Annotated in this window: 18 protein-coding genes; 10 read left to right on the top strand and 8 right to left on the bottom strand. The window is 71.7% G+C overall.

Going from position 1 to position 19624, the window contains the following annotated elements; genetic code table 11:
• Positions 1-3: 3 nt before the first annotated feature.
• Positions 4-1059: a hypothetical protein gene (locus HNR67_RS08300; protein WP_185001490.1), complete on the bottom strand. Its 1056-nt coding sequence runs from the start codon at positions 1057-1059 to the stop codon at positions 4-6.
• On the bottom strand, positions 1056-1934 hold the full coding sequence (locus HNR67_RS08295; RefSeq protein WP_185001489.1) for an ABC transporter ATP-binding protein: 879 nt from the start codon (positions 1932-1934) through the stop codon (positions 1056-1058). The genes HNR67_RS08300 and HNR67_RS08295 overlap by 4 nt, the downstream gene beginning before the upstream one ends.
• A gap of 69 nt (positions 1935-2003) precedes the next feature.
• Between HNR67_RS08295 and HNR67_RS08290 the strand changes: the two genes are divergently transcribed.
• On the top strand, positions 2004-2906 hold the full coding sequence (locus tag HNR67_RS08290; protein ID WP_185001488.1) for an arginase family protein: 903 nt from the start codon (positions 2004-2006) through the stop codon (positions 2904-2906).
• Between the two features lie 53 nt (positions 2907-2959).
• Positions 2960-4246, top strand: coding sequence for a hypothetical protein (locus tag HNR67_RS08285; protein WP_185001487.1), 1287 nt, complete (start codon positions 2960-2962; stop codon positions 4244-4246).
• Here HNR67_RS08285 and HNR67_RS08280 read toward each other — a convergent pair.
• Positions 4189-5550, bottom strand: coding sequence for an MFS transporter (locus HNR67_RS08280; RefSeq protein WP_312986769.1), 1362 nt, complete (start codon positions 5548-5550; stop codon positions 4189-4191). The two genes, HNR67_RS08285 and HNR67_RS08280, sit on opposite strands and share 58 nt — an antisense overlap.
• 64 nt (positions 5551-5614) lie before the next feature.
• Positions 5615-6268: a pyridoxamine 5'-phosphate oxidase gene (gene pdxH / locus HNR67_RS08275; protein ID WP_185001486.1), complete on the bottom strand. Its 654-nt coding sequence runs from the start codon at positions 6266-6268 to the stop codon at positions 5615-5617.
• Between the two features lie 95 nt (positions 6269-6363).
• Here pdxH and HNR67_RS08270 point away from each other — a divergent pair, with 95 nt between their 5' ends.
• From HNR67_RS08270 to sepH, 3 genes are all read left to right on the top strand, one after another.
• The gene (locus tag HNR67_RS08270; protein ID WP_246492478.1) at positions 6364-7566 is read left to right on the top strand and encodes a citrate synthase 2; all 1203 of its coding nucleotides are present in this window, start codon (positions 6364-6366) and stop codon (positions 7564-7566) included.
• A 104-nt stretch (positions 7567-7670) separates the two neighbouring features.
• Positions 7671-8807 (top strand): phosphoserine transaminase, encoded by a 1137-nt coding sequence (gene serC, locus HNR67_RS08265; RefSeq protein WP_185001485.1) that lies wholly within the window; start codon positions 7671-7673, stop codon positions 8805-8807.
• A 169-nt stretch (positions 8808-8976) separates the two neighbouring features.
• Positions 8977-9948 (top strand): septation protein SepH, encoded by a 972-nt coding sequence (gene sepH, locus HNR67_RS08260; RefSeq protein WP_185001484.1) that lies wholly within the window; start codon positions 8977-8979, stop codon positions 9946-9948.
• A gap of 119 nt (positions 9949-10067) precedes the next feature.
• On the opposite strand, the gene HNR67_RS08255 is transcribed toward sepH, so the two are convergent.
• On the bottom strand, positions 10068-10649 hold the full coding sequence (locus HNR67_RS08255; RefSeq protein WP_185001483.1) for a DUF2537 domain-containing protein: 582 nt from the start codon (positions 10647-10649) through the stop codon (positions 10068-10070).
• An 11-nt stretch (positions 10650-10660) separates the two neighbouring features.
• The gene (locus tag HNR67_RS08250) at positions 10661-11479 is read right to left on the bottom strand and encodes a TrmH family RNA methyltransferase (RefSeq protein ID WP_185001482.1); all 819 of its coding nucleotides are present in this window, start codon (positions 11477-11479) and stop codon (positions 10661-10663) included.
• Between the two features lie 215 nt (positions 11480-11694).
• Between HNR67_RS08250 and HNR67_RS08245 the strand changes: the two genes are divergently transcribed.
• Entirely contained in the window at positions 11695-13194 is a 1500-nt protein-coding gene (locus HNR67_RS08245) for a glutamate-cysteine ligase family protein (RefSeq protein ID WP_185001481.1), read from the top strand.
• A gap of 61 nt (positions 13195-13255) precedes the next feature.
• On the opposite strand, the gene HNR67_RS08240 is transcribed toward HNR67_RS08245, so the two are convergent.
• On the bottom strand, positions 13256-14863 hold the full coding sequence (locus HNR67_RS08240) for an ABC-F family ATP-binding cassette domain-containing protein (protein WP_185001480.1): 1608 nt from the start codon (positions 14861-14863) through the stop codon (positions 13256-13258).
• 46 nt (positions 14864-14909) lie between these two features.
• Entirely contained in the window at positions 14910-16046 is a 1137-nt protein-coding gene (locus tag HNR67_RS08235; protein ID WP_185001479.1) for a hypothetical protein, read from the bottom strand.
• Between the two features lie 82 nt (positions 16047-16128).
• Between HNR67_RS08235 and HNR67_RS08230 the strand changes: the two genes are divergently transcribed.
• From HNR67_RS08230 to HNR67_RS08215, 4 genes are read left to right on the top strand one after another with little or no spacing between them, the layout of a single operon-like run.
• Entirely contained in the window at positions 16129-16806 is a 678-nt protein-coding gene (locus HNR67_RS08230; RefSeq protein ID WP_185001478.1) for a hypothetical protein, read from the top strand.
• Positions 16803-17774: a heme/hemin ABC transporter substrate-binding protein gene (locus HNR67_RS08225; protein WP_185001477.1), complete on the top strand. Its 972-nt coding sequence runs from the start codon at positions 16803-16805 to the stop codon at positions 17772-17774. Before HNR67_RS08230 ends, HNR67_RS08225 begins: the two co-directional genes overlap by 4 nt.
• Positions 17774-18805: a FecCD family ABC transporter permease gene (locus HNR67_RS08220; RefSeq protein WP_185001476.1), complete on the top strand. Its 1032-nt coding sequence runs from the start codon at positions 17774-17776 to the stop codon at positions 18803-18805. Before HNR67_RS08225 ends, HNR67_RS08220 begins: the two co-directional genes overlap by 1 nt.
• Positions 18802-19614, top strand: coding sequence for a heme ABC transporter ATP-binding protein (locus tag HNR67_RS08215; RefSeq protein ID WP_185001475.1), 813 nt, complete (start codon positions 18802-18804; stop codon positions 19612-19614). Before HNR67_RS08220 ends, HNR67_RS08215 begins: the two co-directional genes overlap by 4 nt.
• Positions 19615-19624: the final 10 nt, after the last annotated feature.

Genomic DNA, 19624 nt, shown 5'->3' with positions numbered 1-19624 from the left:
GGCTCAGCCGGCGTCGCGCCTGCTGACCACCAGTCCGCCGAGCACCAGCAGGCCGAGCCAGACGATCACCGAGACAATGGTCTGCGCCACGCCCGCACCGAGTCCGGCCATCGCGTAGGCGGCCTCCAGCGGGTAGATCAGGCCGATGATCTCGGGCAGCCCGGCCCTGGCGAAGGTCAGCAGCGGCACCGCCACGAAGAACACGGTGACCGCGGCCGCGGTGTTCGGGATCAGGGTGGCGATCACCATCGCGGACAGCAGCACCAGCGCGGTGGCCAGCCCGATCACGCCGAGCGTCCAGCCGGGCCGCATGCCCAGCCAGTAGGACTGCACGTTCATCGCGGCGCGGGTCTTCACCAGCAGCGGACCGGCGATGAAGGTCACCAGGGTGCCCGCCAGCCACACCCCGACCAGCACCGAGAGCTGGGCGAGCATGTAGCGCAGCCGGGAGGGCTGCACCAGCAGCGTCGGCTGCACGCTCTTGTACTGCCATTCCCCGGCGACCAGTTTGATCACCGCGACGAACAGCAGCAGCTGGCCGAGCTGCACGCCGAGCAGGTTGGGCAGGATCTGGTCGGAGGCCGAGCGCAGGTAGAACTGCGGCAGGATGATCAGGCACAGCACGCCGATGAGGAACAGCGGCGCGAAGGCCAGCACGATCTTGTCCGAGCGGGTGCCGACCAGCTTGCGGAACTCCACCAGTACCAGGCGCAGGAAGCTCGCCGACTTGGCCGCGCGCTCGGCCCACGGTCCGTTGGAGAGCGGGCCGGAGTGGCCCTGGACCGGCTGGCCGGGCAGCTGACCGGGTGGCATGGCGGGCTGCTGGCCGGTGGGCGGGCCGGGCAGGCCGGGGTGCTGACCTGGGTGGACCGCGGGCTGGCCGCCGGTGGGCGGGCCGGGCGGGAAGCCGGGCTGCTGGCCGGGATAGCCCTGCGGACCGCCGGGCATCGGCTGGCCCGGGTAGCCGCCGGGCATCGGCTGCGGGCCGGTGGGCTGGGGTCCGGTTGGCTGGGGCGGGTAGCCCGGTGTGGGCTGGCCGCCTGGGTAGCCGTGGGTCATGCCGGTCCTCCCCCGGTGAGCCGGAAGAACAGGTCCTCCAGGTTCATCTGTTCCTCGCGCAGGCCCAGCAACGGGATGCCCGCGGCGAAGGTGATGTCGGAGACCTGCTCGACCGAGGCGTGCGCGGCCATCAGGCCGTCCGGCGCGGGCTGGATCGCGATCCCGGCCCGTTGCAGGGTCTCCGCGAGCTTGTTCATGTCCCTGGCGCGCACCAGCGAACGCGAGGAGGTGGTCAATGTGGACAGTGGGCCGTCGGCCACGATGCGGCCGTTGCCGATCACCAGCACCCGGTCCGCGGTCTGGTCCACTTCGGACAGGACGTGGCTGGACAGCAGCACCGTGCCACCCCTGGACGCGTGCCCGCGCAGCAGGTTGCGCACCGAACGGATGCCCTCGGGGTCCAGGCCGTTGATCGGCTCGTCCAGCACCAGCAGCGGCGGGTCGGTGAGCAGCGCGTGCGCGATGCCCAGTCGCTGGCGCATGCCCAGGCTGTACTTGCCGATCTTGCGGGTGGCCGCGTCGGCCAGGCCCACCGTCTCCAGGACCTCGTCCGCGCGCCGGGCAGGCACCCCGGCCAGGGTGGCGGCCATCCGCAGGTGCCCACGGCCACTGCGGCCAGGGTGCACCGCGGCGGCGTCCAGCAGCACCCCGGCCACGTGCGAGGGGTTGGGCCAGGCGGTGAACGGGCGGCCGGCGACCATGGCCCGGCCGGCGTTGGGCACGGTGAGTCCGGTGACCATCCGCAGGGTGGTCGACTTGCCCGCCCCGTTGGGCCCCAGGAAGGCCGTCACGGTGCCGGGCTGGAGTTCGAAACTCACCTGATCGACAACCGTACGTCCCTCATAGGCCTTGGTCAGGCCCCACGCAGTGAGCACCGGCCCACCGTAGCCGCCCCGGCACAACTCGGTGGGCTGATTCCACCGTGTCGGGTATGAGTAGGTCCTATGCGGACCATCGCGGTGCTGGACGCGCCGTCCAACCTGGGCCTGCGCCCGCCCGCGCCGGGTGCGGTGCCCGGCTGCGCGAAGGCGCCCGGCGCCCTGCGCGACGCGGGCCTGCTGAGCAGGATCAACGCCAGGGACGCCGGTTGCCTGGTGGCCCCGCGCTACGACCGGGGCGACTGGCGGGAAGGCGACGGGGTCTTCCACGCGCGGCAGATCGGTGACTACGCGCGCAAGCTGGCCGACCGGGTCGACGCCATCCACGAACGGGGTGAGCTGGCGCTGCTGCTCGGCGGCGAGTGCTCGATCGCGCTCGGCCCGATGCTGGCGCTGCGAAGGCGATCCGGCCGGTTCGGACTGGCCTATGTGGACGGTCACTCGGACTTCCGGCACCCCGGCAACTCCGACCGGGTCGGCGCGGCAGGCGGTGAGGCGCTGGCCCTGGTCACCGGTCGCGGGCAGGCCGACCTGACCGATCTGGACGGACTGCGCCCACTGGTGGCCGACGCGGACGCGGTGCTGCTGGGCATGGGCCCGGAGGACGAGTCCGATGTCACTGAACTGTCCACAACGGACATCGGGGTGCGTACCGCCAAGGACATCAGGGCACTGGGCGCGACCGAGGTGGCGGCCTGGACCAGTGACCGCTTCGCCGGGCTGGACGGGTTCTGGATCCACCTGGACGTGGACACCCTGGACGCGAGCCTGATGCCCGCGGTGGACTCGCCCAACCCGGCCGGGCTGACCGCGCGGGAGCTGACCGAACTGCTCGCCGGACTGCTGCACGCGCCGGGCTGCCTCGGCCTGGACCTGGGCATCTACGACCCTGACCTGGACCCCGACGGCCGCTGCGCCGCGCTGCTCACCGACATCCTGGCGCGGGCACTGGCTTCCCCGACCGGCTGAACCTGGCCTGGCCCACTGGGCGCGGACCGGGTGATCGCGCCACTGTGGCCCGCATGGGGCAAGAGCGCTACCGCCGGGTGGACTGGGCCGTCGCCGGGCTGTGCGTGCTCAGCGCGACCGCGTTCGTGCTGCTCTCGGTGTTCGATCCCGGCCACGAACTGGCGCCGAGGGTGCTCACCGCGCTGCTCTGCCTGACCGGGGTGGTGGTGCTGCTGGTCCGGCCGTTCGGGCGGCAGGCCTGGCGGTACTGGGTGTGCTCGGCCTCCTTCAGCCTGTTCTGCCTGGCCGGGCTGATCGTGGTGTGGGACCAGGTGCACGAGGAGGACAAGCACGTGGTGATCGGCCAGGTGGTCCGCTCCACCGAGGAGACCACGGCCTACCTGGCAGGCGAGCTGCCGCCGGGCAACACCACCGCACAGATCCCCACCGGGGTCTACCTGGAGTCGATCCGGTTCGCCGCCAGCAACGAGGTGCAGGTCAGCGGGTACGTCTGGCAGCGCTACCCGGACAGCCTGCCGCCGGGGCTGACCCGCGGCGTGGTGCTGCCGGAGGCCGATGACTCCTACCCGACCAAGCAGGCATACCGGCACCGGGACGGCGACGCCGAGGTGATCGGCTGGTACTTCAAGACCGCGTTCGTGCAGAAGTTCGACTACTCCCGCTACCCGCTGGACCGCCAGGACGTGTGGATCCGGATGTGGCACCCGGACTTCAACCGGGGCGTGCTGCTGGTGCCGGACTTCCGCGCCTACCCGCAGCCCTGGCACCCCGAGCGCATGCACGGCCTCGACCCGCAGTTCGTCACCGCGCGCTGGCAGCCGCAGTCCACCGCGTTCAGCTTCTCCAAGCACAGCTACACCACCAACTTCGGCCTCGGCCGCTACACCGACCGGCCGCCGTTCCCGGAGCTGTACTTCAACCTGCTGGTCAACCGCCAGTTCCACGGGCCGCTGTTCGAGACGCTGGTGCCGATCGGGTTCATCGCGGTGCTGGTCTTCGCCGCGTTGTTCATCACCACCAACGGCGATGAGCTGCGGCGCACCTTCGTCGGGTTCACCAGCTTCGGCGTGATCAGCTTCGCGGTGAGCATGGTGCTGGTGGTCGCGGTGCGGCAGAACGCGATCCGGGAGGCCACCGCCGCACCCGGCATCGTGTACCTGGAATATTTTTCCTTCGGGCTCTACCTGGTGGTGCTGATCAGCGCGATCAACGCGTTGCTGGTCACCGCGCGCACCCCGATCGCACTGATCCGCTGGCGGGACAACCTGGCGCCCCGGCTGCTCTACTGGCCGTTGCTGCTTGGCTTCTCCTTGGCCACCACACTGTCCACATTGGGCTGATCAACGGTCGGCGCCCGGTAGCGCCAGATCACCGGGATGCACAGCACCGCGATCACCGTCAGCACGATCACCAGCACCCCGCCGCCGGAGACCGCGATCGCGGTGCCGAAGGCCGCGCCGGCGGTGCCGTGCGCCAGGTCGGCGAACCGCGGTCCGCCGGCCACCACCACGGTGAACACGCCCTGGGTCCGGCCACGCATGTCGTCGGTGACCGCCTGCTGCAGCATCGCGCCGCGGAAGATCATGCTGACCACGTCGGCCGCGCCACCAAGCGCCAGGAACAGCACCGCCACCCACAGCTCGGTGGCCAGGCCGAGCCCGATGATGGCCAGCCCCCAGCCGATGATCGCGAAGGTCAGCGCCACACCGTGCCGGGAGACCCGCGAACTCCAGCCGGAGAACAGGCCGAACAGCCCGGCGCCCAGCGGCATCGCCGCGTACAGCCAGCCCAGCGCGAAACCGCCGCCCTCGGGATCGCCAAAGGTGCGCACCGCCATCTCCGGGTACAGCGCCCTCGGCATGCCCGCGACCATGGCGATGATGTCGAGCAGGAAGGAGGCCAGCAGCACCTTCTGGCCGATCAGGTTGCGGAAACCGTCGAGCACATCGCCAAGGCCGGCCCGGCGCGCCGGACCGTTCAGCGGCGGCATCGGCGGCAGCTTCCAGACCGCCCAGAGCGTGGCGCACAACGCGATCGCGTCGATCAGGTACAAAGTGGACAGTCCGAGCACCGCGATCAGCGAGCCGGCGGCCAGCGGCCCGAACACCGCGGCGAACATGAACACGGTGGAGCCCAGCGCCTGCGCGGCGGGCAGCTGGTCCAGCGGCACCAGCCGGGCGATGGCGGCACTGCGCGCGGGCATGTTCATCGCGAAGAACGCCTGCTGCACCGCGAACAGCCCGAGCACCGCCCACACCGAGCCGATGCCGGTGATCGCCTGCACCCACAGCAGCACCGAGGTGATCGCCACGCCGGTGTTGGTGACCAGCAACAGTTTCCGCCGGTCCACGGTGTCCGCGACGGCGCCGCCCCAGATGCCGAAGATGATCAGTGGCACCACACCGAAAAGACCGGCCAGTCCGACATAGGCGGACGAGCCGGTCAGGTCGTACAGCTGCTTGGGCACGGCGACGGTGGTGAGCTGGGAGCCGATCACGGTGATCGTGCTGGACAGCCACAACCGCCGGTACGCGGTGTGCTTCAGCGGTCTGGTGTCCAGCAGGACGCGCCCCAGCCTGGCCCGGAGGCCAGGACTGGGGGGCTTGTCAGTGTCGACGCGCACGGCGTCGGGGTCCCCAGTCACCCATCGGATGTTAGGCCGTTAGCTTGGCTAAGGGAATGCGTTTGTCAGCAGGTGGACACGGCGCTCACGGCGCCAGGCGTTCCACCTGCCAGCCGTCCCGGCTGGCCCGGAAGCGCAGCCGGTCGTGCATCCGGTCCGGGCGGCCCTGCCAGAACTCGACCATCTCCGGCCGGATCCGCCAGCCACCCCAGTGCGGGGGCACCGGGATCCGCTCGGACTCGGCGAAGCGGCGCTTGGCCATGTTCAGCGCCGACTCCAGTACGTGCCGGTCGTTGATCACCCGCGACTGCGGGGAGGCCCACGCGCCGAGCTGGGAACCGCGTGGCCGGGAGTTCCAGTACTCGGCGGTCTCCGCGGCGTTCACCTTCTCCACCGCGCCGCGCACCGTGGCCTGCCGCTGCATCGCGAACCAGGGAAAAGTCGCGGAGGCAAACCGGGTGGCCAGCAAGTCGTGACTCTTCGTGGAGGTGTAGTTGGTGAAGAACACCAATCCGCGTGCATCAAGTCCCTTGGTCAACACGGTGCGTGAGGACGGTCGGCCCTCGGTGTCCGATGTCGCCAGGATCATCGCGTTCGGTTCGGGCAGTCCCGCGCCTACCGCGTCGTTCAGCCACAACTGGAGCTGCTCGTGCCAGGTACCGGCGAGCGAGGTCTCGTCCAAGGCTCCTGCCTCGTACGACACTCTCATCGCCGGGAGTGTGATGTTGGCGTCCGGCATGTCGAACTCCTCCCCGACGGGGCACCCCGCGTAGCACCGTGACAGCGGACCGTACGGCGAAATCCACAAATGCGAAACCGCCTGAGTGGTGATGGATGCCACCACAGGAGGTGATTGCCGACACCGCGCGCACGCGGAAGGGTGGCGCCAACGCGCAGGGAGAGGGGCACACCGTGGTGCAGAACCTGGCAGCCGACCAGACCTTCCGGCCCGGTCTCGAGGGCGTGATCGCCTTCCAGACCGAGATCGCCGAGCCGGACCGGGACGGCGGCGCGCTGCGCTACCGCGGGGTGGACATCGAGGACCTGGCCGGGACGGTCACCTTCGGCAACGTGTGGGCACTGCTGGTGGACGGCCGCTTCGGCCGCGGCCTGCCGCCTGCCGAGCCGTTCCCGATCCCGGTGCACACCGGCGACGTCCGGGTGGACGTGCAGGCCGCGCTGGCCATGCTGGCCCCGATCTGGGGCTACCAGCCGCTGCTGGACATCACCGACGAGCAGGCGCGGGAGAACGCCGCGCGGGCCTCGGTGATGGCGCTGTCCTACGTGGCCCAGTCCGCCCGCGGCATCGGGGTGGCCGCGGTGCCGCAGTCCCGGATCGACGAGTGCTCCTCGGTCACCGAGCGGTTCATGACCCGCTGGCGCGGCGAGCCCGACCCCAGGCACGTGCAGGCGGTGGACGCCTACTGGGTCTCCGCGGCCGAGCACGGCCTCAACGCCTCCACCTTCACCGCGCGGGTGATCGCCTCCACCGGCGCGGACGTGGCGGCCTGCATGTCCGGCGCGATCGGCGCCATGTCCGGCCCACTGCACGGCGGCGCGCCGGCCAGGGTGCTGCCGATGATCGAGGCGGTGGAGCGCACCGGCGACGCGCGCAAGTTCGTGGCCGGGATCCTGGACCGCAAGGAACGGCTGATGGGCTTCGGGCACCGGGTCTACCGGGCCGAGGACCCGCGCGCCAGGGTGTTGCGCCGGACCTGCCAGGAGCTGGGCGCGGCACGCTACGAGGTGGCCGCCGCACTGGAGCAGGCCGCGCTGGCCGAACTGCGCGAGCGCCGCCCGGACCGGGCGATCGAGACCAACGTGGAGTTCTGGGCCGCGGTGATCCTGGACTTCGCGCAGGTACCGCCGCACATGATGCCCGCGATGTTCACCTGCGCCAGGACCGCCGGCTGGTGCGCGCACATCCTGGAGCAGAAGCGCACCGGGCGACTGGTCCGGCCCTCGGCCCAGTACCTCGGGCCGGGGCCGCGCACGCCTGCCGAAGTCGAGGGCTGGGACACGATTCAGGCTGGGTGAGCTGGGGCACCCACTGGTAACTCCTAGGCCATCCGGCTGCAACACTGGGCGCCTCCGGCAACGGCGCCGGCGCTGTTGACAACCGCGAAGCGAAAGGCGCCGTGATGACCCAGACGGCCGACCTGACCACCCTCCAGCTCCCGGCGGAGCTGCGTCCCAGTGACGGCCGCTTCGGCTGCGGGCCGTCCAAGATCCGTCCGGAGCAGCTGGCCCGGCTGGCCGCCGAGGGTGGCGCGCTGCTGGGCACCTCGCACCGGCAGAAGCCGGTCAAGCAGCTCGTCGGCCGGGTCCGCGCCGGGCTGTCCGAACTGTTCGCGCTGCCCGAGGGCTACGAGGTGGTGCTCGGCAACGGCGGCACCACCGCCTTCTGGGACGCGGCCACCTTCGGCCTGATCCGCGAGCGTTCGCTGCACCTGACCTACGGCGAGTTCTCCGCCAAGTTCGCCAAGGCGGCCAAGAGCGCGCCGTTCCTCGGCGACCCGATCGTGGTCAAGGCCGAGCCGGGCGACGCCCCCACCCCGGTGGGCTCGCCCGAGGTGGACCTGATCGGCTGGGCGCACAACGAGACCTCCACCGGCGTGATGGTGCCGGTCAACCGGCCCGCCGACGCCGGGGACGCCCTGGTGGCCATCGACGCGACCTCGGGCGCGGGCGGCCTGCCGGTGCGCGCCGAGGAGTTCGACGTCTACTACTTCGCGCCGCAGAAGAGCTTCGCCTCCGACGGCGGCCTGTGGCTGGCGCTGCTGAGCCCGGCCGCGATCGCGCGGGTGGAGGAGATCGGCGCCAGCGACCGCTGGGTGCCGGAGTTCCTGTCCCTGCCGACCGCGCTGGACAACTCGCGCAAGGACCAGACCTACAACACCCCCTCGGTGGCCACCCTGTTCCTGCTGGCCGACCAGATCGACTGGATGCTCGGCAACGGCGGGCTGGACTGGGTCACCGCGCGCACCGCCGACTCCTCCTCGCGGCTGTACGACTGGGCCGAGCAGAGCGAGTACGCCACCCCGTTCGTCACCGATCCGGCCAAGCGCTCGCACGTGGTCGGCACCATCGACTTCGCCGATTCGGTGGACGCGGCGGCGGTGGCCAAGGTGCTCCGGGCCAACGGCGTGGTGGACGTGGAGCCGTACCGCAAGCTCGGCCGTAATCAACTCCGCGTAGCCATGTTCCCGGCCATCGAGCCGGACGATGTGACGAAGCTCACACAGTCTGTGGACTGGGTGGTCGGACAGCTCGGCTGACCCCGTCACCTCCCGCGAAGTGACACCACTGTGATTTGCGGGTGCGAGCCTGTGCCCCGATCAGGCAAGATCGGGTGCAGATAGTCGTGGTGTCGGCGCGCCTGCCCCGTCAAGCAGGCTCGCCGACATACCGTGTCCGCTAGCGAGGTGAAGTTTCCGGGAGGCCGTCATGCGAGCGCTGCGAGTAGTCGGGCTCGACGAGGACGCGCAGGTGCTTGTCCTCGAAGACGAGCGCGGCGAACGCTTCTCGCTGCCGGCTGACGAGCGGCTCAAGGCCGCCGCCCGAGGCGACATCACCCGGCTGGGCCAGGCGCAGATCGAGCTGGAAAGCCAGATGCGTCCGCGCGAGATCCAGGCCCGCATCCGCGGTGGCGAATCGGTGGAGCAGGTGGCCGCCGCATCCGGACTGCCCGCCCAGCGGGTGGAGCGCTACGCCTACCCGGTGCTGCTGGAGCGGTCCCGCACCGCGGAGCTGGCCCAGCGCGCGCACCCGGTGCGCGAGGACGGCCCGGACGTCTCCACCCTCGGCGAGGTCGTTGCGCACGGTTTCGGCCTGCGCGGCCAGGACTACTCGGTGGCGCACTGGGACTCCTGGCGCGGCGAGGACGGCAAGTGGGTCATCCAGCTGCGCTGGCGGGCCGGTCGTTCGGACAACCGGGCGCACTGGATCTTCCACCCCGGCGCGCACGGCGGCACCATCACGCCGCTGGACGAGCACGCCGCCGACCTGATCGACCCGACCCCCGGCCGTCCGCTCCGCACCGTGCGCGCGATCACCCCGCTCGCGCAGCAGGCACTGGAGCTGGACGGCGACACCAAGATCCTGCCGGTGATCGACGAGTCCATGCCGCCGCCACCCCCCGTGGCGGAACCCCGGCAGGCCCCGGCGAGCAACGGTCAGCGTTACCAGCCAGAGCCGCTCCCGGAGGAGCTGGCCCAGCAGGCCGACGCGCCCCTGATCGAACCGACCGAGCCGGTGCAGGCGGAAGAGGTCGAGAAGACAGAGGCGGCAGAGGGCGACCTGGGCACGCACGCCCCGGCGAGGCGGACCGAACCCGCGGGCAAGCGCGGTCGGAAGAACCACCCGATCGTGCCTTCCTGGGAGGACGTCTTACTCGGCGTGCGTTCCCAGCGGGGTTAGAGGAGCGCACGTGGCGTTGACAAGGGAAGAGCGGCGACCGCGGACCACCTGCAGGGGTCCACTGCCTCGGTGACAGCGAGGAGCAGGTGCGCTCTTCCCTTTTGCCGGTCCAGGGGCCGTCACGGTCCCAGCAGACTCAGCAACAGGGCCAGCCACGCCACGCCGATCCCGGTGACCACGCCGTAGGACACCCAGCGCCACACCGGGGTGCGCCGCGCCAGCCAGACCGAGGGCGCCAGGCCACCCGCGATCACCACGTTCGCCCCCACGGCGAGCAGCGGGCTGGCCTGGCTCAGCCCCTGGGACAGCGCGACGATCGAGACCACCACGATCGCGGCCACGAACACGCTCACCGTCAGCCCGGTCGCCCACGGGGTCGGTTCCACCGGCTCCGCCGGGCGCACCGGCAGCGGTGGCGGCGGCAGGATCTCCTCGGTCTCCCCGGTCACCGGGTCGACATAGCGCACCGGGGTGTCCAGCGCGCAGGCCAGCCGCCAGGCCAGATGCCGTCCGCGCTGGTAGACGGCCTCACCGGCGCCCTCGGAGAGTTCCACCGCCTCGGCCACCTCGGCCCACTCGTGCAGTGCCTCGGCCAGGCCCGCCGGCAACGTCAGCGTGCCGAGGTCGACCTCGAGCGGCTCCCCGTCCTGGCCGAGTGGGCGCAGGAGAACGGCGCGGGCTTCGCGAGCGTGCAGTTCCACGTCGCCGGAGCCTAGTGGTCCGGGTCAAGGGCTTGGGTGACCTCGTAGAAGGCCACGGCCGCCGCGGTGGCCACGTTGAGCGAGTCCACGCCCGGCGCCATCGGGATGCGCACCGGCAGGTCGGCGGCGGTGATGGCCTCCTCGGTCAGGCCGGGGCCCTCCGAGCCGAGCAGCAGCGCGACCTTGCCGACCCCGGCCACCGCGGTCCGCAGCGACCGGGAATCGGCCCTCGGGGTGAGGGCGGCGATCCGGAAGCCGTTGTCGCGCAGGGTTTTCAGGCCGTCCGGCCAGGGTTCGACGGTGCTGAACGGGACCCGGAGCACGTGGCCCATGGAGACCCGGACGCTGCGCCGGTACAGCGGATCGGAGCAGCCGGGCCCGAGCAGCACGCCGTCCACACCGAGCGCGGCGGCGTTGCGGAAGATCGATCCCAGGTTCTCGTGGTCGCCGACGCCCTCCAGCACCGCAAGGCAGCGGGACCGGGCGGCCAGGTCGGCCGGCGCGGGCATGGGCGCGCGGTCCGCGCTGGCCAGCACACCGCGGTTGAGGTGGAAGCCGACCACCTCGGCCATGATCTCCGCGCTGGTGACATAGGCCGGGACGTCGACGGATTCCAGCTGGTCGGCCAGGGCCTCGATCCGGCGCTGGACGCCCAGCAGGGCGCGCACCGGGTAGGGCGAGGCGAGCAGGCGCTCGACCACCACCACGCCCTCGGCCAGCACCAGGCCGCGCCCGCCGGGACGGTCCGGCCGCCGGTCGGCGGTAGACAGGTCGCGGAAGTCGGCGAGACGCTCATCGGCCGGGTCGTCGATCTGGATCACCTGCACCACCCGATCAGTGTGCCATCCCACGATTCGAGAGAGACTGTCCAGTAACGTAGATCCGGAAGCAACGCGCTGACCTGCATGTTGTTGCTGTTGGTTAAGACGATGTAACAGAGAGCACCGGTTTGGCGGCTGGCCAGCCCGGGAAACGCTGTGCCACGGTGGGCGTTCGCTACGCCGCTGGTGTGCCCGGCCAACCAGCCGACCGATTGGGAGGCGGCATGGGAAGGGACGTGACCAACCGGACTTTCACCAGGGAGGATCGTCAGCGATACCGGGACAAGGTCCAGCGCTGCCTGGACGCACTCGCCCGGATGCTCGCCGAGAACCACTTCTCCTTTCCCCGGCAACAGATGGGGCTGGAGATCGAGTTGAATCTCGTCGACGAGACGCTGAAGCCTGCCATGGCGAACACGGTGGTCCTGGAGAAGATCTCCGACCCTGCTTTCCAGACCGAACTAGGCCAGTACAACATCGAGATCAACGTCGCGCCGCGGCCGCTGGCCGGGGACGAGGCGCTTGAGCTTGAGGAGGAGCTACGCCAGCAGCTCGACGCCGCCGACGGCAAGGCCCATGACGCGGGCGCCGCGCTGGCCATGATCGGCATGCTGCCGACGCTGCGCCGGGAGCACTTCGACCCGAGGTGGCTCTCCACCAGTCCGCGCTACTCCCTGCTGAACGCGCAGATCTTCGGCGCGCGCGGCGAGGAGATGCTGCTGGACATGGAGGGCGCGCCGATGCCCGGCAAGGGACCCGAGCGGCTGCGCAGCTACACCGACTCGATCCTGCCGGAGTCCTCCTGCACCTCGGTGCAGTTGCACCTGCAGGTGGAGCCGAACGATTTCGCCGCGCACTGGAACGCCGCGCAGACCCTGGCCGGGGTGCAGGTCGCGCTGGCCGCGAACTCGCCGTTCCTGCTGGGCAAGGCGCTCTGGCACGAGACCCGGATCCCGATGTTCGAGCAGGCCACCGACACCAGGCCGCAGGAGCTGAAGAACCAGGGCGTGCGGCCACGGGTGTGGTTCGGCGAACGCTGGATCACCTCGATCTTCGACCTGTTCGAGGAGAACGTCCGCTACTTCCCGGCGCTGCTGCCCGAGACCGAGCCGGAAGACCCGCTGGAGGCGCTGGCGGCCGGGCGGGCGCCGAAGCTCTCCGAACTGCGGCTGCACAACGGCACCATCTGGCGGTGGAACCGGCCGGTCTACGACATCGTGGACGGGGTGCCGCACCTGCGGGTGGAGAACCGGGTGCTGCCCGCGGGCCCGACCGTGCTGGACGTGCTGGCCAACGCGGCCTTCTTCTACGGCGCGCAGCGGGCGCTGACCGAGCAGGACCGCCCGGTGTGGACCCAGATGTCCTTCCAGGCGGCCGAGGAGAACCTCTACAGCGGCGCCCGGCACGGGATGAACGCGCAGCTGTACTGGCCGGGCATCGGCTGGATCCCGCCGGATGAGCTGGTGCTGCGGCGGCTGCTGCCGATGGCGCACGAGGGACTTCGGCTGTGCGGGGTCTCCGACGCGGCCCGCGAGCGCTACCTCGGGGTGATCGAAGAGCGGTGCGTGGCACGGCGCACCGGGTCGACCTGGCAGCGGGAGACGGTGGCCCGGCTGGAGAGCCGGGGCCTGGACCGGGACGCGGCGCTGACCGGGATGTTGCGGCGATACCTGGAACTGATGCACTCCGGCGAGCCGGTGCACACCTGGCCGGTCGGGGGCTGAGAGCCAATTAACGAGGTCGGGAGCGGGTGCCAGTCGGGGGTGCCCGCTCTCGGCCGCCGGCTCAGAGCGTGCCGACGTCCAGGGTGAAGCCCACCTTGACCGCCTTGGCCAGCCTGCGGTCGTGGGTGATCAGGATCAGCGTGCCGGGGTAGTCGGCCAGTGCCTGTTCGAGCTGCTCGATCGCGGGCAGGTCCAGGTGGTTGGTCGGCTCGTCCAGCACCAGGCAGGTGGTGCCCTTCGCCTGCAGGATCGCGAGTCCGGCCCTGGTGCGCTCACCGGGGGAGAGCGTGCGGGCCGGGCGCAGCACCACCTCCGCGCCGACCCGGAACTTGGCCAGCAGGGTGCGGGTCCGCTCGGCCTCGAAGCCGGTGGCGGCCATGACCACGTCCAGCGCGGTGTCCTCGGTGTCGAAGGTGTGCCGGAGCTGGTCCACCTCGCCGACCACCACGTTGGTCCCGGTGAGCACCTGCCCGGCCAGCAACGGGATCCGGCCGAGCAGCGCGCCGACGAGGGTGGACTTGCCGGCGCCGTTGGGGCCGGTGATCCGCCAGCGTTCGCCGCCGCCGATGGTCAGGTCGACCGGGCCCAGCCGGACGTCACCGCGCTCGACCACCGCGCCGCGCAACGCGAAGGCGATCTCGCTGCCGCGCCCGGCCGAGGGCAGGGTGAGGCGCAGTTCCCACGGTTCGCGGGGCTCCTCGACCTCCTCCATCCTGGCCAGTTCGCGTTGTGCCAGGGTGGCCCGGATGCCGGTGTTCTCCGCGCCCTGCCGTTTGGCGTTGCGGATCAACGGATCCGTCTCCTGCTTGGACCGGCGCACGCCCGCCCTGGACCACTCCTTGATCTGGCGGGAGCGCTGGGTGAGCGAGGCGCGTTTGTCGGCGTAGGCGGCGTAGGCCTCGCGGGCGTGCCGGGCGATGGTCTCCTGCTCGTCCAGGTAGGCCTGCCAGCCGCCGCCGAAGACGCTGAGCTGGTGGCTGAACTCGTCGATCGTGGCCACCGAGGTGACCGTGCGGGCCAGGAACTCGCGGTCGTGGCTGACCAGCACGATGCCCGCCCGGCTGGCGCGCACCCGGTTCTCCAGCAGGTCCAGTCCGGCGGTGTCCAGGTCGTTGGTGGGCTCGTCGAGCAGCAGCACGTCCGCGCGCACCAGCAGCACCGAGGCCAGCCGCAGCCGGGCCGCCTGACCGCCGGAGAGTTCGCCCGCGCCGCGATCGGTGAGCAGGTCGGCTGGCAGGCCGAGCTGCTCGCACACCACGGCGGCACGCTCGTCGAAGTCGGCCGCGCCCACCGCGGTCCAGTGGTCAAGGGCCGCGGCGTAGGCATCGCCCGCGTCCGGCTCGGTGGCCAGCGCCTCGGCGGTGCGTTCCAGCCCGGCCTCGGCCTGGGCCACGCCGGTGCGCCGGGCCAGGTGGTCGCGCAGGGACTCGCCGGGCCGCAGGTCGGTTTCCTGGGTCAGGTAGGCCAGCACCGCGCCCGCCCGCCGGGTGACCGCGCCCGACTCGGGCGGCAGTTCACCGGCGAGCACCCGCAGCAGGGTGGACTTGCCCACCCCGTTGGGTGCGCTCAGGCCGATCCGGTCACCGGGTGAGACATCAAGATCGACCTCCGAGAGCACGGTCCGCGGACCAAAGGACACTGTGACTTTCCGCGCGAGCAGAATGGACACGCCGTTGACGGTCGCAGCCGGGCCCGCGCGGCCGCAACCGAATTAGTCAGTCCACAGTGGAGCGTCGACGCCCGGCGTAGAGCGCGAAGGCGCCACCGGCGAGCAGGGCCAGGCCGCCGAGGGTGATCGGCAGGATCGGCCCGGCGCCGGTGTTGGCCAGCCCCCCGGACCGGCCACCTCCCCCACCACCGCCGCCGGTGCCGCCCCCGCCGCCACCCGTGCCCCCGCCGGGCTGTTCACCACCGCCACCGCCGGGCGGCGGCGTGGTGGTGGTCGTGGGCGGCGGGTTTCCGTTGCCGCCGAAGGTGATCGGCAGGATCGCGTCCTGACTGCGGTCCGCGCCCAGGGTGTGGTCGGCGCGGCTGACGATCGCGCACTTGAGCACGTTGCAGTCGGTGTACTCGTCCTTGGCGGTCACGGTCAGCTCGACCGAGAAGCTGCCGCCGGGGCCGTAGGGCTTGGCCAGGTCCTTGCCGTAGGGCGGCGGGTTGCTGGAGATCCAGGCCGAGTTGCCGTTCTTGCCGGAGAGGTCCGCGCCGCCGAGGCAGGGGGTCGGCATCTTGCCGGAGCCGTTGTCCACGCAGACCGCGACGTAGATGCCCTTGGCCTCGTTGTAGCCGGATCCGGTCACGGTGACCTTCTCCCCGGCGGCGTTGAGGCCCTGGGTCTTGGACGCGGCCAGCTTCGGCGCGGCCGCCGCCTCGGCCTGCGGCGCGTCGATACGCGGCGCGGCGGGCGGCGCGCTGGTGGCAGTGCCGGGCGTGGAGGTGACCGGAGTGCTGGTCGCCGGGGGTGTGGCCGGGGTGCTGGTGGCTGGCGGGTTCCCGCCAAAGCCGAGCGGCAGCGGGGCCACCCCGGCCACGCTGACCCGCAGTTCGACCGGGCCGCCAGCGGGCGCGAAGGCCGGGCTGACCAGCAGTTCGGTGGCGAATCCGCCGTCGGGCGCGGTGGTGATGGCGGCCGGACCGGCCGGGTCGGCGGTGCTGCCGGACCAGGCGCCAAGGGCCAGGGTGGCGTTGGCGGCGAAGCCGGTGCCGCGCACCACGATCCGCTCCCCCGCCGGGTCCAGGCCACTGGACCGATCGGCGGAGAGTTGCGGAACCTGTTGGGCCACAGCGGTTCCCGGCAGGGCGAAGATCAGCCCCAGCAGCAGCGCCGCGGTCAGCCGGACCGTTCGCATCATCCGTTCACCCCATCAACAAAACGACCTACTTAGGTTAGGCTAACAATAGATAGGTAAGTCTCACCTGGCTAGTGGGGGCGGAATGACCGAGCAGACCACCCCGCCGAGCGGCTACGTGCCGCCGTCGGCGGTGACCGTGAGCCGGGTACCCGGCGCGGGAGCCGTCACCGAGGGCGCGGCAGGCACCACGGTCACCGGCGGCTACGGCCAGCAGCTGACCGTGTCCAAGACCAAGGGCCTGGACGAGACGGGCGCGAACGTCACCGTCACCGGCCAGGGCTACCGGGTGGACAAGGGCATCTACGTGGCCTTCTGCGTGGACAACGGGCCGGGCAAGCAGCCGGGTCCGTGCGGTGGCGGCGCGGACATGAGCGGGGCCGGCGGCTCGTCCAAGTGGATCTCCAACAACCCGCCGTCCTACGGCAAGGACCTGGCCAAGCCGTTCGGCCCGGACGGCACCTTCACCGCGGAGCTGAAGATCAGCCCGGTGCTCTCGGCCGAGCCGAGGATCGACTGCCGGGACAGCGGGGTGAAGTGCGCACTGGTCAGCCGGACCGACCACACCCGCACCGCCGACCGCACCCAGGACGTGGTGGTGCCGGTGAAGTTCGGCCCAGAACCCGTCGCGGCGGCCGAGACCTCCGCCACCCCGCAGGGCAGCTCGACCACGCCGATCGTGCTGGTCGGCCTCGGCGTGGTGGTGGCACTGGTCGCCGTGGTGCTGGTGATCCGGGTGCTGCGCAGGCGGTCCGCCGCATGAGCCGCCGATTACTGGCCGGTGCGCTCGTACTCGCGCTGGCCGGCTGCGCCGCGCCCGCACCGCAGGCGAGCACCCCGACCAGCGCGGGCGCGACCGAGGTCAACGCGCAACGGATCAAACCCCTGGCCACGCCGACCCCCGCGCTGCCGGTCACGGTGGACTCGGTGGACGGGCGCCGGATCACCGTCACCGACGTCTCCCGGATCATCCCCCTGGCCGGGTCGATCTCCGAGGTGGTGTTCACCCTCGGACTCGGCGCGAACGTGGTCGGGCGGGACGTGGCGGCCACCTTCGAGCCCGCGCGGGCGCTGCCGGTGGTGACCTCCGGGCACGACGTGTCCGCGGAGAGCACGTTGTCCTTGCGCCCCACCGTGATCCTCACCGAACCCGGGGTCGGACCGCCCGAGGCGCTCAGCCAGCTGCGCGATTCCGGGGTGCCGGTGGTGGTGCTGCCCGAGGCCAAGCGGATGGCCGACACCTACACCCGGATCGAGGCCGTCGCCGCCGCGCTCGGCGTGCCAGGCGCGGGCCGGGAACTGGCCGAGCGGACCAAGGGCGAGGTCGACGCCGCACGGGCCACACTGCCGCAGGGGCAACGGAAAGCGCGGGTGGCGTTCCTGTACCTGCGCGGGCAGGCCGCGGTCTACCTGTTGGGCGGCAAGGGATCCGGCGCGGACTCGATCATCGACGCGGCCGGCGCCAGTGACGTCGGCATGGAACTCGGACTCGGACCGTTCACCCCGCTGACCGCCGAAGCGCTGGTCAAGGCGCAACCGGACGTGTTCCTGGTGATGAGCAAGGGCCTGGACTCGGTGCAGGGGGTGGACGGGCTGCTCAAGCTGCCCGGCGTCGCGCAGACCCCGGCCGCGGCCAATCGCCGGGTGGTGGCCATCGAGGACGGCGTGCTGCTCAACTTCGGGCCGCGCACCGCACTGGTGGTCACCGCGCTGGCCGAGGGTCTGCGCTGATGCGCGCACGTCGCCTGGCGCTCGTACTGGGTCTGGGGATCGCACTCGTGCTGCTCTGCCTGCTGGGCGCGGGCATCGGCGCGTTCCCCAGTCCGGTGGCCGATGTGCTCGCCTCGATCGCGCACCGCCTCGGCCTGGCCGAGGCGCCAACCGGCGCCGGCTACCTGGACGCGGTGCTCTGGCAGATCCGCTTCCCCCGGGTGCTGCTCGGCGTGCTGGTCGGGGCCTCGCTGGCCTGTGCGGGCGCGGTGATGCAGGGCGTGTTCGGCAACCCGCTGGCCGAGCCCGCGGTGGTCGGCGTGTCCGGCGGCGCGGCCATGGCGGCCAGTGCGGTGACCGTGCTCGGCGTGACCGCGCTGGGCGCCTGGACACTGCCCGCGGCCGCCTTCATCGGCGGGCTGGTCACGGTGGCCGCGGTGTACCTGGTCGCGCGCTCCGGCGGGCGGACCGAGGTGGTCACCCTGGTGCTGACCGGGATCGCGGTCAACGCGGCCACCGGCGCGGTGATCAACCTGCTGCTCACCTATTCCAACGACGCCCAGCTGCGCTCGGTGGTGTTCTGGATGATGGGCAGCCTGGCCCAGACCACCTGGCCCAAGGTGTTCGCGGTGCTGCCCTGCGCGATCCTCGGTCTGCTGCTCGCACCGCTGTTCGCCCGCCAGCTGGACCTGCTCGCACTCGGCGAACGCCCGGCCCGGCACCTGGGTGTGCACATCGAACGGCTGCGCGGCACGCTGATGTTCGTCGTGGCCCTGCTGACCTCGGCCGCGGTCGCGGTGGCAGGCATGATCGGGTTCGTCGGACTCGTGGTGCCGCACGTGGTCCGCATGGTCATCGGGCCGGGACACCGGTTCCTGATCCCGGTCAGCGCACTCGGCGGCGCGGTGGTCGTGGTGGCCGCGGACCTGGTGGCGCGCACCGTGATGGCGCCGGTGGAACTGCCGATCGGGGCACTGACCGCGCTGGTCGGCGGGCCGTTCTTCTTCTGGCTGCTGCGCCGCACCAGGGCCAGTCAGGGCGGGTGGGCATGAGACTCGAACTCCCCGCGCCCGCGCCGCCGGGCACCGTGGTCGCCGAGGCGGTCGCGATCGACGTGCACCTTGGCGGACAACAGATCCTGCACCGGGTGGGCCTGGCCGCACGCACCGGCGAGGTGCTCGCGCTGCTGGGCCCCAACGGCGCGGGCAAGTCCACCCTGCTGGCCGCGCTCGCCGGAGATGTCACGCCGACCGCCGGACAGGTGCTGGTGCACGGCAAACCCCTTGCCGGGTACCGGCCGAGGGAGCTGGCGGTGCGCCGGGCCGTGCTGCCGCAACAGGTGCTGCTGTCCTTCCCGTTCACCGTGGCCGAGGTGGTCGAGATGGGCCGCGCGCCCTGGGCGGGCACCCCGGCGGCCGAGCAGGACGAGGAGGCGATCGCGGAAGCCATGCGGGAGACCGAGGTCACCGAGTTCGCGCACCGCCGCTTCCCCTCGCTCTCCGGCGGCGAACGGGCCAGGGTGGCGCTGGCCAGGGTGCTGGCCCAGCGGACCGGCCTGCTGCTGCTGGACGAACCCACCGCCGCCCTCGACCTGCGGCACCAGGAAGCCGTGCTGCGCATCGCGAAACGCCGGGCCGAGGCCGGGGACGCGGTGGTCGTGGTGCTGCACGACCTCGGCCTGGCCGCGGCCTACGCGGACCGGGTCGCACTGCTGGCCGGTGGCGAACTCGCCGCCGCGGGCAGCCCGGCCGAGGTGCTCACCGGCGAGCTGCTGAGCCGGGTCTACCGGCACGAGGTCGAGGTGCTGGCCCATCCACGAACCGGGGCGCCGCTGGTGCTGCCCCGCCGCGACCCTGACTGAGCTGGGAGAC

It is taken from the genome of Crossiella cryophila (assembly GCF_014204915.1).
Taxonomy (GTDB): domain Bacteria; phylum Actinomycetota; class Actinomycetes; order Mycobacteriales; family Pseudonocardiaceae; genus Crossiella; species Crossiella cryophila.
Note: the sequence above shows the minus strand (reverse complement) of the source record. Positions and strands in the feature narration are given on the sequence as shown.